13 protein-coding genes are annotated in these 12,433 nt (G+C 33.3%); all 13 read left to right on the top strand.

From position 1 onward, the window contains the following. Nucleotides 1–9: 9 nt before the first annotated feature. The 13 genes from VSF34_RS07575 (at nucleotide 10) to VSF34_RS07515 (ending at nucleotide 12,177) form a co-directional block, all read left to right on the top strand. Nucleotides 10–3,039: a type I restriction endonuclease subunit R gene (locus VSF34_RS07575; RefSeq protein WP_326716730.1), complete on the top strand. Its 3,030-nt coding sequence runs from the start codon at nucleotides 10–12 to the stop codon at nucleotides 3,037–3,039. Nucleotides 3,040–3,405: 366 nt separating this feature from the next. Beyond that, nucleotides 3,406–4,902, top strand: coding sequence for an FAD-dependent oxidoreductase (locus VSF34_RS07570; RefSeq protein WP_326716729.1), 1,497 nt, complete (start codon nucleotides 3,406–3,408; stop codon nucleotides 4,900–4,902). Between the two features lie 43 nt (nucleotides 4,903–4,945). Further along, nucleotides 4,946–5,380 carry an LPXTG cell wall anchor domain-containing protein gene (locus tag VSF34_RS07565; protein ID WP_326716728.1) on the top strand — a complete coding sequence of 145 codons (435 nt, stop codon included), beginning with the start codon at nucleotides 4,946–4,948 and terminating at the stop codon, nucleotides 5,378–5,380. 210 nt (nucleotides 5,381–5,590) lie between these two features. Then, nucleotides 5,591–6,010 (top strand): oxidoreductase, encoded by a 420-nt coding sequence (locus VSF34_RS07560; protein ID WP_326716727.1) that lies wholly within the window; start codon nucleotides 5,591–5,593, stop codon nucleotides 6,008–6,010. A gap of 101 nt (nucleotides 6,011–6,111) precedes the next feature. Beyond that, nucleotides 6,112–7,170 carry an IS30 family transposase gene (locus VSF34_RS07555; RefSeq protein WP_326716726.1) on the top strand — a complete coding sequence of 353 codons (1,059 nt, stop codon included), beginning with the start codon at nucleotides 6,112–6,114 and terminating at the stop codon, nucleotides 7,168–7,170. A 119-nt stretch (nucleotides 7,171–7,289) separates the two neighbouring features. Next, entirely contained in the window at nucleotides 7,290–7,715 is a 426-nt protein-coding gene (locus VSF34_RS07550) for a DUF4430 domain-containing protein (protein WP_326716725.1), read from the top strand. Next, complete coding sequence (locus VSF34_RS07545; protein ID WP_326716724.1) at nucleotides 7,699–8,592, top strand: energy-coupling factor transporter transmembrane component T; 894 nt, start codon at nucleotides 7,699–7,701, stop codon at nucleotides 8,590–8,592. The genes VSF34_RS07550 and VSF34_RS07545 overlap by 17 nt, the downstream gene beginning before the upstream one ends. Continuing rightward, the gene (locus tag VSF34_RS07540) at nucleotides 8,565–10,250 is read left to right on the top strand and encodes an ABC transporter ATP-binding protein (protein WP_326716723.1); all 1,686 of its coding nucleotides are present in this window, start codon (nucleotides 8,565–8,567) and stop codon (nucleotides 10,248–10,250) included. Before VSF34_RS07545 ends, VSF34_RS07540 begins: the two co-directional genes overlap by 28 nt. Before the next feature lie 44 nt (nucleotides 10,251–10,294). After that, the gene (locus VSF34_RS07535) at nucleotides 10,295–10,936 is read left to right on the top strand and encodes an ECF transporter S component (RefSeq protein ID WP_326716722.1); all 642 of its coding nucleotides are present in this window, start codon (nucleotides 10,295–10,297) and stop codon (nucleotides 10,934–10,936) included. Between the two features lie 17 nt (nucleotides 10,937–10,953). Next, entirely contained in the window at nucleotides 10,954–11,130 is a 177-nt protein-coding gene (locus VSF34_RS07530; RefSeq protein WP_326716721.1) for a hypothetical protein, read from the top strand. Beyond that, on the top strand, nucleotides 11,097–11,294 hold the full coding sequence (locus tag VSF34_RS07525; RefSeq protein WP_326716720.1) for an AAA family ATPase: 198 nt from the start codon (nucleotides 11,097–11,099) through the stop codon (nucleotides 11,292–11,294). The genes VSF34_RS07530 and VSF34_RS07525 overlap by 34 nt, the downstream gene beginning before the upstream one ends. After that, nucleotides 11,291–11,806 carry a hypothetical protein gene (locus tag VSF34_RS07520; RefSeq protein ID WP_326716719.1) on the top strand — a complete coding sequence of 172 codons (516 nt, stop codon included), beginning with the start codon at nucleotides 11,291–11,293 and terminating at the stop codon, nucleotides 11,804–11,806. Before VSF34_RS07525 ends, VSF34_RS07520 begins: the two co-directional genes overlap by 4 nt. Before the next feature lie 8 nt (nucleotides 11,807–11,814). Continuing rightward, the gene (locus tag VSF34_RS07515) at nucleotides 11,815–12,177 is read left to right on the top strand and encodes a hypothetical protein (RefSeq protein ID WP_326716718.1); all 363 of its coding nucleotides are present in this window, start codon (nucleotides 11,815–11,817) and stop codon (nucleotides 12,175–12,177) included. The last annotated feature ends 256 nt before the right edge of the window (nucleotides 12,178–12,433 follow it).

The following is a 12,433-nucleotide window of genomic DNA, read 5'->3' as shown; positions in this document are numbered from 1 at the left end:
GTTAACTTCATGCTTGAGAAAAAGGAAATTCGCTTTGAGCAAGATATTGAAACTGTGCTAACGAATGTAGGCGGTTGGCAGTCTGTGTCTTTTGCCGATACCAACTATGATCCTTCTATCGGAATGGATGCTAGTGTCTTGATTGATTTCATTCAAGAAACCCAACCACGTGCTTGGAAGCGGTATGTTTCTATTTATAAAGAAGCTGCGGTAGATCGTTTTGTAAGGCGTTTTAATGAAGAAGTAACCACACATGGTCTACTACACGTTCTACGCAAGGGCATTCGTGACCGTGGGGTACACTTTCGTGTCATTTATTTCCGTCCGGTTTCTTCCATCAGTTATGATAACTTGGAATTATATGAAGCCAATCGTTTTCACTGTATTCGCCAGTTTTATTATAGTGCAAACAATCGTAACTCGATTGACATGGTACTCGCTGTAAATGGGATACCACTTGTTGCCTTAGAGCTTAAAAATCAATATACAGGTCAAAGTGTTGAACACGCGAAACTGCAATTTGAACAAAATCGTGACCCAAGAGAACTTGTTTTTCAGTTTAACACTCGCTTTCTCGTATATTTTGCAGTAGATCATTATGATGTCTTTATGACAACGAAACTAGCTAGAAATAAGACATACTTTCTTCCATTTAACCAAGGCTCCAATGGTCCAGGAAATGTTGGTGGTGCAGGAAATCCAGCTAATCCTGAAGGTTATCCAACTGCCTATTTATGGGAAGAAGTCTTAAAGCGCAATCAACTCATGGATATTATTGAACGGTTTATGAACCTAGAAGTGAAGAAGAATATTCTTATCTTCCCACGTTATCACCAGCTAGATGTCGTGAAAAAGTTAGTTGCAGACACAAAGGAATATGGCTCTGGAAAAAATTATTTAATTCAACATTCAGCAGGGTCAGGAAAATCTAATAGTATCGCCTGGCTAGCTTATCATTTGGCTTCTTTACATAATCTAGAGGATAAGCCGATCTATAGCTCTATCATTATCGTGACAGACCGAACTGTCTTAGATAGGCAGTTACAAGATACATTACTTAGTTTTGAACATACGACAGGGCAAGTTGAAACAATCGGTGATAATAAAACGTCCCAACATTTAAAAGATGCGATAAATGATAGAAAAAAGATTATTATTACAACCTTGCAAAAATTCCCTGTCATTTACGATGAGATAGATAGTGTAGCGGGACGAAATTTTGCCATCATTGTTGATGAAGCTCATTCATCTCAAACAGGTTCAAGTGCGCAAAAGTTAAAGCAAGCATTAGCAGATAAAGAAGCATCTTTAAAGGAATACCAAGAAATCAAAGAAGAAATTGAAAACCAATCTTTAGATGATCAAGATCAACTTGTGAAAACACTACTTTCGCAAGGTCAGCATAACAATTTGAGCTTCTTTGCCTTTACAGCGACACCAAAAGAAAAGACGATTGAAATGTTTGGGACAAGGCAAAAAGACGGTAGCTATCGACCTTTTCACATTTACTCCATGCGTCAAGCGATAGAAGAAGGGTTTATTTTAGATGTTTTAAACAACTATATGACTTATAAGGCTTCCTATCGTATTGCAAAAGAAATAGAGGAAAATCCAGAACTACCAAAAACGGAAGCTGTCCGAGCGATTGCTAGATATCAGTCCTTCCATCCATGGGTATTAAGGCAGAAAACAGAAATTATTATTGAACAGTTTAGAGAGGTAACCAAAAAAGCGATAAATGGACGTGCAAAAGCAATGATAGTCACATCATCCAGATTACATGCTGTCCGCTATATGAAGGAATTTAAGCAATATATTGAAGAAAAGGGTTATGAAGATTTAGATGTCCTTGTTGCTTTTTCAGGGACAGTTAATGATGATGGCGAAGAATATACGGAACCTAAACTAAATATCACAAAGTCTGGAGAACGTGTTCAAGAAAATCAATTGAAAGAAACGTTTCATAGTGATGACTTTAATTTGCTCATTGTTGCTGAAAAATATCAAACAGGCTTTGATGAACCATTACTTCACACGATGTTTGTCGATAAGAAATTGCGTGGTGTGAAAGCTGTCCAAACTTTATCACGCTTAAATCGAACCATGCCAGGTAAAAAAGATACTTTTGTTTTAGACTTTGTCAATACAGAAGAAGAAATATTTGAAGCTTTCCAACCTTTCTATGAAGCGACAACGTTAAAAGAAGAAATTAATATTAACCTTATTTATGATACACAAAGTAAATTAAGAAAGTTTTATGTTTATAATGATGACGACATTAAACAAGTAATGAAAATAAATGAACAAGCAGGTAATAAACAAGACGAACGATTACTTGGTAGATTATCCAGCTTATTCAAACCAATACTGGGTCGCTATGAGGAACTAGAAGAAGATGTGAAATATGATTTTAGGGTGACATTACGTAATTTTAATAAGTGGTATAACTACATTGCACAAATTGACCAAACTTTTGATAAAGATTTACTAGAGGAAAGTATCTTTACAGGTTTCTTACTTAAGTTTATCCCCAAGGAAAAGCGTGAAAAGATAAGTATTGATGATAAAGTAAAATTAGAATATTACAAATTACAAGAAGACTTTCAGGGAGAAATATCGCTTATAGCAGAAGATGATGGAAGCGGTATGTTAGAACATCCAGGTACTGTAGATGCGACTGTTAAACCGACAGATAAACATGACACATTGGAGGAAATTATCCAAAGAATCAACGAACGTTTTCCAGAAGATTTTACTGAGGGTGACCGAGTCTTAGTAGAAACAATGCACCGTACCCTTAGAAAAAGTGCAGATGCAAAATTAGTAAATATGGCAAGGAATAATAGTGTAGAAATGTTTGAGAATAATTTGTTTAAAGAACAGTTTCAAGACTTTATTATTGAACAATATACTGAAAATCAATCTGCATATGGAAAATTATTTGACGCTGACCAATCATACTACAATACAATTTATTCATTCATTGCAAAAGATTTGTATAAGTGGTTAAGGTCACAAACATCTGATAATTATGCTTAAATATCAAATTGTTAATTTAGAGTTAAAGTGGTCCATATTTCATAAAAAGCGGGATGATTAGAGTGGAAGTTATTAAATAATAAAACCCGAGTATTGAACACATTTTGTTCATTACTCGAGTTTTATCTCCGCCTGAAGAGCGTCATTCCGCATATTTTATTTTCATCACTACTAGCAATCTCCATTAGGGTGTTTTTTTATTTGTCTAAATAAAAGATAGTTCTCTAACAAACTAAGGTTGGCATTCATTAAGATTAGTTATATAATAAAAGGGATGAATAAGAAATCTGCCATTAAATTATTTTGTAAGGAGTTAGGTACTTTGGGTATATCTAACTAAATAAGTGACATATAAGGGGGATTAAGATGTTTGATAAAAGTATTAAGAGTCAGTTAAAGGAATACTTTAAATGCATCGAATCAGATGTGTTATTAACAGCTTGTCTTGACTCTGGCAAAGAGTCTAAAGAAGTTGAGCGTTTTTTAAATGAAATATCTGCTTTATCTAGTCGGATTTTTATAGAAAAATCATCACTAGAGAGAGTAGCAAGTTTTGAAATAAATAAAATAAATAAAAAAACTGGGATAACTTTTGCAGGAGTACCAATGGGTTATGAATTTCAGGCCTTTTTATCAGCGATTATTCAAGTTAGCTCATCTGATTTAGGAGTAGATGGTCTAATTGTATCTGAAGCTGACCAAATTACGACACCATTAGCATTTGTGAGTTTTGTTGATCCAGCAAAGGATAATTATTTAGACTTAATTCAATCTTTAAATGTCTTGGCTTTGCTAAATGAAAAAGTGAGTCATACTACTGTTAATAAAGATGCTTTTAAACAAGAAGTTCAGGATAAAGCTATCAGCTCAACACCAGTGACTTATTTGAATGGTAAAGTTTTTACAAATGATTTAGATGAATTTGAATCAGTTTTAACAAGTGATGATGCAAAAAAGACATTTGAGTGTCTAGTCATAGGTGGAGGTCCAGGAGGTACTAGTGCAGCTATGTATGCCGCTAACAAAGGATTGGAAACTGGGATTGTTGCTAAGAAAATTGGTGGACAAGTGCTAGATACTCACACTATTATAAACATTGTTGGTATTCCTAAAATAACTGGAGCCAGATTTACACAAGAAGTCACAGAGCAGATGAAAAAAAATGATGTGACGATTGTGGATAAAGTAGAAGTTTGTAAAATTGAACAAGATACTAACTTCTTAGTTCATCTGAAGAGTGGGCAGGTTTTATCAAGTGAAACATTAATTATAGCATCAGGTACAACTCAACGTGCATTACAGATACCAGGTGAAGCTGAATTTTTAAACAAAGGGGTTTCTTATAGTGCTTATTGTGAAGATGAGTGTGTAAGTGGTTCTCAAGTTGTTGTTGTAGGTGGTGGAAATGCTGGTGTTGAAGCTGCTATAGACTTAGCACAAAGAAGTAAGCACGTTTATTTAATTGAATATTCTGATCAACTAACGGCAAATCCTGCTCTACAAGAAGAATTATTAACATTCTCTAATGTTACTGTTTTATTGAACTCTGAAAGTATAGGTATTAAAGGAAGTCAAAATGTGACGGAATTTGTATACAAAAACTTAGTCACTAATGACATGAATGCTTTAATTGTGAGTGAAGTGTTTATTTTAGTTGGGACAACAGCTAATACCTCTTGGTTACCTACTAATATTAAGTTAAATGATAATAATGAAATTATTGTTGATGAAAAAGGAATGACTAATATTCCTGGTTTGTTTGCTGCTGGTGATTGCACAAATATTCCGTTTAAACAAATTATGACGTCTATTGGTTCAGGTGTCACTGCTGCCTTAGGTGCTTATACCTATTTGAAAAAATAAAGTCAAACGAAGCTATCCTTGTGGTTAGCTTCGTTTTTTTAGAGTGTATTTATTTGTTTACTGTCAAGGAAACAAAGAGAAGTTACAATCAGAGAGTGTTATCTCAGATGATAATGGTAAATTCACTTTAAAAATTCAAGAAAAATTATTAGAAGGCGATAAAGTCGTGTTTACTTTTACTAAAGATAAAGCTACTTATACATTAACTGAAACAGTTAAAGCAAATAAAGATGTTAATGATGTATCTGGTAAAGGTGATGCTGGAACACCGCCACCTAAAAAAGGTGGTAAAGGTAACTCAGGCAATCATTCATCAAGTGGCAATGCTTCAGGTGCTACAAGTAGCGGTGGTAACCGTGGAACAGACAACTTACCAAAAACGGGTGAATCAAAAGCTAAATTGACTGTTATTGGTGTGGTTGTTCTTATGAGTGGAGCTGGAGTTTATATTTATAATAAAAGACAGCTAGCTAAATAATAAAGTGGGATGGCTCTTTGTTATCCCCTTTTTTTATAAGTTACATGTTTATATTTATATTATCTTGTCGCTTTTTTGTCTTTTGACGAAGTGATGTGGATTTGTTACAATGACTATAATTAAAGTGGTTACAATGTCGTAACAACACATGCAATGACGCAAGAAGAAGGGATTCTTTTTGCGTTTTTTTAATAAAAAGAGGTGAATGAAATGAATGTGAAAAATGCTTTTACGCTACCTTCAGGTGTACGTTTAAAAAACAGGCTGATTTGTGCCCCTATTTCGACTTTAGATAGCAGTGAATCTGGGAATTTATCTGATTTAGAATACCAATTTTACGCACAACGTACAGGTGATTTAGGTGCTATCATGATTGCCTCATCCTATGTTAGTTATGAGGGGAAAGCTTACGAGTACGGCGTTGGAGTGAGTCATGATGGTCATATTAAAAGTTTAGATAAATTAGCAAAAACCATTCAGCAACAAGGAACAAAAGCCTTTTTACAAATTTATCATGGCGGGGCTATGACACAATATCTAGAAGGAAAAACACATCATGTTTGCGTTAGTGAATCTAGTGCTAATTTGTTTGAAGAAAACAATCATTTTAAAGAGTTAACAAAAGCTTAGTTGTAAAATCAAGTTAGCCACTCTAAAATAATAAAAAAACACCATGGTAAAAATTCGTGTATCATTGAAGTAACTACCCAACAACGAAAGGAATTTTTATCATGGTGAAAATTAAGAATAACACAAAGACATCTAGTTATAAACATCTTTCCTTAAAGGAAAGGCAGCTTATTGAAGTTTGGCATAATATGGGAGACTCTAATAGAGAAATTGGTAGACGATTAGGCCGACACCATCAAACAATAAGTAATGAGCTTAAACGAGGAACGACCACGCAAATCAAAGAAAATAAGAAACCTAAACAACTCTATTTTGCTGATACGGGGCAAGCTAAATACATAGAAAACAGGAAACGCTGTGGTTCGAAATCTAAGCTAGTTAGTGCTGTTGATTTTATTAATTATGCTTGTAAACAAATGATAGACTTTAATTGGTCACCAGATGCAATTGTTGGCTTTATCAAGTCTTTAGGGACTTGGGATAAACCTATTGTTTCTACTAAGACACTTTATAACTATATTGATAAAGGTTTTTTACCAGTCAGAAATCATCATCTCAAGATGAAAGTTAGACTATCACCTAAAAAGAAAAGAAGTCGTCAGCATAAAAAAGCTCTTGGAAAATCAATTGATGAACGACCTAGCAAAATTGATTCTAGACAAGAGTTTGGTCATTGGGAAATAGACAGTGTCATTGGTTCAAAATCTAAAGATGATAATGCTCTACTTACACTTGTTGAAAGAAAAACTCGCTACATGATTACTGTTGTTCTAGATGATCATACTGAAGAGTCTGTTAGTTACGCTATTAAACAGTTAAAATATGAGTTTGGAAGAGCCCGATTTAGTAGCATATTTCAATCGATTACTGCTGATAATGGCAGTGAATTTAGCTCACTTGATGATACTCTGCAACAAATGACTGATATCTACTTTGCTCACCCTTATTCATCTTGGGAACGAGGAACAAACGAAAGACATAACGGTTTATTAAGGCAATTTGTTCCGAAAGGAACGCCTATCTGTCACTATTCAAAGCAGTTCATTCAACTGGCTACTGGAAAAGTTAATCTTTTGCCGCGTAAAATTTTAGACTATAGACAACCAGCAACATTATTTTTAGAAGAAATTCAAAATCTAAAGATCAAAACATGTTGGTAAGTAAGGAGTTCAATAAAATAACACTGATATTTAGATATTTTTACCAGAGTGGCTAACTTAATGTTGCAATTTAGAATTATTATTTAACTAATATAGATAATATTACCCCAGATTCAGAAGTGGTCACAATTAGTATTAATGCTAAAACAGCAAGGGATAATTGGGAGAAATTAGATAAAGGTTTACAGCAGGCGGAATATGTTCCTGAAAATGGGATGATTTTGGAAAAGCAAGAGGTTGTTTTACGCCCTAATGATAACGTGTTGGAGTTATTAAAACGAGTGACTCGTCACAATAAAAATCCATTTGATTTTCAAGGATCGACAGACAATTCATTTGGTAGTGCTTATATTAAGGGTATTAATCATCTTTATGAATTTTCAGCAGGATCTTTAAGTGGTTGGATGTATAAAATTAATGATGAGTTTTTTAATTATGGTGTCAGTAAATATTACCCAAAAGATAACGATGAGATTGAGATTATTTATACTACTGATTTAGGCCGAGATATAGGAGGAGAGATGCCAAATGATATTAAGAAATGATGAACTTGCTTTTGGATCTTTCCATCCATTTGTATTGTTTGCCTATTATATGACTATTATTTTCTTTACAATGTTCACTAACAACCCTGTATTACTCTTAATCTCTTTAGTTGGAAGTGGTCTTTACTTAGTTGTGATAGCTATGGATACTTGGCGAATATTTTTATATTACGCTTTCATTTTACTACTAATTACTTTGACTAACCCTTTATTTGTTCATAGCGGTGAAACAATTTTATTCTTTTTAAATGATCGACCTGTTACACTGGAAGCTTTTTTATATGGTGGGACAATTGGTTTAATGCTTGTTACAATCATTTTTTGGTTTAAAAGCTACAATGAGGTGATGACTAGTGACAAGTTCATTTTTTTATTTGGTAACATATCACCAAAGTTGTCTCTTACCATTTCTATGATTATTAGATACGTCCCAATGTTTAGAACACAAACAAAACGAATTCACTTGGCTCAAAAGACATTGGGATTATACGCAAGTGATAGCTACTGGGATAAATTTAAAAGTGGGATACGTGTCTTTAAAAGTTTGATTTCTTGGTCACTAGAAACAACTGTGGAAACTGCTAAGTCTATGCGTGCGAGGGGTTATGGTTTAAAAGGAAGAAGTCATTTCTCCTTATTTAGTTTTCATCAAGAAGATGCTGTGATGCTAGTGATTAATGCCTTATTTATTGTGTGTATTGTCTTAGCTGATAAGTATCATATGATTTCTATTACGTTTTACCCTACAATGGAAAAATTAGCCTTTCATCCAGTGACAATTTTTTTATACTGTATGACGAGTCTATTTGTCTTATTACCAATATTTATTGAATTAAAGGAGCAACTAACATGGCGATTATTGATATCAAAGATTTAACGTTCACTTATCCTAATCAGGACAAACCAGCTCTAGATAATATTTCTTTAGAGATTCAACAAGGAGAGTTTGTGGTAATTTGTGGGTCTAGTGGCTGTGGTAAAACAACCCTTTTAAACATGTTAAAACCTTCTTTAGCTCCAAATGGCAAAAAAAGTGGACACATCTCATTTTTAAATCAGCCAATCACTTCTTTTGAGGAAAAAACATTGGCAAGTGATATTGGTTTTGTTATGCAAAATCCTGAAAGTCAGATTGTCACTGATAAAGTTTGGCATGAGTTAGTTTTTGGTTTAGAAAATATGGGCGTTCCTTCTCAAGTGATGAGAAGAAGAGTAGGTGAGATGTCTAGTTTTTTTGGTATTCAACAGCTCTTTAGAAAAAACACAGCTGATTTATCAGGAGGACAGAAGCAGTTAGTTAATTTGGCTAGTGTTCTTGTTATGGATCCTAAAGTTTTGATTTTAGATGAGCCAACTTCTCAGTTAGACCCTATTGCTGCTTCAGAATTTATTCAAACTTTGCATAAGTTAAACTTAGAGCTTGGCCTGACTATTATTATTGTTGAGCACCGTTTAGAAGATGTTTTTCCCTTAGCAGATAAGGTAGTCGTCATGGATTCAGGTGAGGTGGTTTTAGTTGATTCACCTAGAAAAGTTGGGGAGAGTATTCATTTAAATCAACGAGCAAAAAAAATGGAAAAAGGCTTACCTAGTGCTGTTAGAATTTACAACGGTTTAAACCACACAGGAGTTTGCCCTTTAACGATTAAAGAAGGGAAAGGTTATTTAAATAAATACTACTTACCTTTACCTATGTCTTTTTCTGAGCGTGTATCAGAGAAAATATCTTCAACAGAGGCTGTGATTGATTTAAAAGATGTCTGTTTTAAATATGAGCGTAACTTGCCTGATATTTTATACAAAGTCAATTTACGCATTAAAAAAGGTGAAATTTTTAGTATGTTAGGTGGAAATGGTGTAGGTAAATCCACTTTATTAAGTGTGATTTCAGGGCAAAGAAAGGCCTATAAGGGAAAGGTTAAAATCAATCAAAAATTAATTAAAAAGTATAAAGACAATGAATTATATCGTCAGAATTTAGCTTTTTTACTTCAAAACCCTCAGCTATTATTTATTCAACCAACTATTAGAGAAGATTATGAAGAAATTGCTAAAAGTGTTGGGTACAGCAAAGACGAAACAGAAAGATTGATTCAAGAAAACCTTAAAAAAATAGGTATTACACATTTAATTGATCAGCATCCTTATGATTTAAGTGGTGGTGAACAGCAAAAGGCAGCTTTAGGTAAAATTTTATTATTAAAACCAAAAATTTTATTACTTGATGAGCCAACTAAGGGGATGGATGCCTTTTCTAAAGAATCATTTGGTCAGATTTTAAAGGAGTTAAAAGATGAAGGAGTAACTATTTTGATGGTAACTCATGATGTGGAATTTGCAGCAGAATACTCAGATCGTTGTGGATTATTTTTTGATAGAGAAGTCATTTCAACAGATCAAACGATTGAATTTTTTGCCAATAATACATTTTATACAACAGCATCTAATCGAATTGCTAAACAACTATATCCTGAGGCAATCACAACAAATCAAGTGATTGCCTGTGCTAAAGAAAGTGTGGCGAGTACATCTTGAGTAAAAAAATGAAAAATATCATCACAATTTGTCTCATTTTAATTGTGATTCCATTAATTATTGTCATGGGAGTTAATTTATTTAATGGCCGGAAATATAATATTATTTCTATTGGAATTATCTTAGTATCTATGTTCCCTATTTTTTATAAGTATGAGAAAAAAGATAGCAGTATGTTACTTATTGTTTTGATTGCAGTACTAGCAGCGATTGCTATTGTTGGTCGGGTTGCCTTTTTTATGGTTCCATTTGTCAAACCAATGTCAGCAGTTATTATTATTGCTGGTATGTATTTAGGTAGTGAGGAAGGATTTTTAGTGGGAGCACTGGCTGCAGTTGGGTCCAATGTTATTTATGGACAGGGCCCTTGGACTCCTTTTCAAATGTTTTCTTGGGGGCTTATTGGTTTTATTGCGGGTATTCCTTTCATTAGTAAAAAGTGCCAGAAGAATAAGATTTATTTAGTCTTATTAGGAATTATATCAGGAATATTATTCTCAGTTATTATGGATTCCTGGTCAGTTCTTAACTTCCAAAGTTTTTCATGGACAAGATATTTAGCCATGTTAGCTAGAAGTTTACCAATGACTGTTACTTATATGATTTCAAATGCTATCTTTTTGCTAGTGTTGTATAAACCAATTGGAGATGTACTTAAGCGAATACAAGTCAAATATGGCTTTTAAAAATAGGACGTGTAAAAATGGAGAAAGAAGCAAGTTTAATTTTAGAGGAGTTAAAAAGATCTGTTCATGGTAAAGATAAGACATTAAAAAAAGTACTAATGTCTATGTTAGCGCAAGGTCATATTTTACTAGATGATGTACCAGGTGTAGGGAAAAAACGATGGCCTTATCTTTTAGTCGGGTGCTGGATTTAAGTTTTAAACGTATCCAGTTTACACCAGATGTGACGCCTTCTGATGTAGTTGGTTTCACTATGTATGACAGCGGTAAGCAAGAATTTGTCTTTAAACCAGGAGCAGTTATGAGCAATTCGACATGGGTGATTCGATTAAACAAATTCATGGGAAGCTCTCAGTGAAAGAAAATCAATTAATAGTGAAAGAATTAAGCGAGGTAGCTGAGAGTATGAGAATTGTGTTGTTAGAGTCTCATTATGTTAAAAAAAGAGAAAAAGCTAAAACAAGAGAGTTAGATGCCTTATTGTCTTCATATGCTTCTTTAGTGAGTGGTTTTTTAGACCAATATATTCCTGTTATGATAGCTTGGTATAGTGTTGAGTTGGAACAAATTAAGATAGATACGATATCTTCACAAGAAGAATTATATAAGTTATACCATAGCATTGAAGATATTAGCTATGAACATGATTCCTCACAAGTATTAGATAAGATAACTGATAGTTTATTAGCAACAGAGGTAAATGAATTATTTTATTTAACAGCTAATAAAGGGGATGTGATTAGGCCTCTAGTTTATGAAGGGAAATTTACACCTGTGATTGTCAGTCGTAGATCAAAATCAGTAACAGATGATGAGGTTTTTTTAAGTTCAAAAAACATTGAAAAAGATTTAATGAAAGTTGTGTTTTAGGAGGAGTCATGATGAAGAAAAAAAGACGGATTAGAAGTCGAATTAAACATATTCGTGTCTCATTCCAGAATCATCAAACCACTATTATGAATGTGTTAACTATTTTTTTAAAATGGTTATCTTTGGTGTTAATACCAAGTAGTTTTTTATTAATACTGGCTGATTTATCTGAGATAGTTAATCGTTATATAGGTGTGAGTCTAATCAGTTTAGGAATTATGGTTATCATCTACATTATAGGTAGCAAATTAACTAAAAAATCAGGAATCTATCTCTCCTTAATATTTTTAATAACCCTACTTGTTGCTTTAGTATTCATACAAAATATTCGTAATACCTATTTTTTGATGGTGAATGAGGTTTTAAAGTAAGTTGGCCAAATAAGAGGAACTTATCTATTTGGTTTATCTGTTGATTACTCAACTACAGGTACTCTCTTTTTTATGATTCTTTTAGGAGTATTTTTGATGGGGTTATCAATCGGTGTTTTTTCATATGAAAAAATTGGACTCTTTATTGTATGGGTTGCTATATTCTTATTGATCATGATATTAAAAGGGCAGCTCAACTTATTAAGTATGTTATGTTTAATATTTGGTACGTTGATGATTTCATTTATTAAGTCTC

The sequence above is a fragment of the Vagococcus jeotgali genome, from assembly GCF_035918315.1.
Lineage (GTDB): Bacteria > Bacillota > Bacilli > Lactobacillales > Vagococcaceae > Vagococcus > Vagococcus jeotgali.
This window is presented reverse-complemented; position numbering and strand designations above follow the sequence as displayed.

Excerpts from the sequence above, each read along its gene's own strand:
- VSF34_RS07575 (WP_326716730.1), top strand. The coding sequence starts at position 10 with ATGCTTGAGAAAAAGGAAATTCGCTTTGAGCAAGATATTGAAACTGTG.
- VSF34_RS07570 (WP_326716729.1), top strand. The coding sequence starts at position 3,406 with ATGTTTGATAAAAGTATTAAGAGTCAGTTAAAGGAATACTTTAAATGC.
- VSF34_RS07560 (WP_326716727.1), top strand. The coding sequence starts at position 5,591 with ATGAATGTGAAAAATGCTTTTACGCTACCTTCAGGTGTACGTTTAAAA.
- VSF34_RS07555 (WP_326716726.1), top strand. The coding sequence starts at position 6,112 with ATGGTGAAAATTAAGAATAACACAAAGACATCTAGTTATAAACATCTT.
- VSF34_RS07545 (WP_326716724.1), top strand. The coding sequence starts at position 7,699 with ATGATATTAAGAAATGATGAACTTGCTTTTGGATCTTTCCATCCATTT.
- VSF34_RS07540 (WP_326716723.1), top strand. The coding sequence starts at position 8,565 with ATGGCGATTATTGATATCAAAGATTTAACGTTCACTTATCCTAATCAG.
- VSF34_RS07530 (WP_326716721.1), top strand. The coding sequence starts at position 10,954 with ATGGAGAAAGAAGCAAGTTTAATTTTAGAGGAGTTAAAAAGATCTGTT.
- VSF34_RS07525 (WP_326716720.1), top strand. The coding sequence starts at position 11,097 with ATGGCCTTATCTTTTAGTCGGGTGCTGGATTTAAGTTTTAAACGTATC.
- VSF34_RS07515 (WP_326716718.1), top strand. The coding sequence starts at position 11,815 with ATGATGAAGAAAAAAAGACGGATTAGAAGTCGAATTAAACATATTCGT.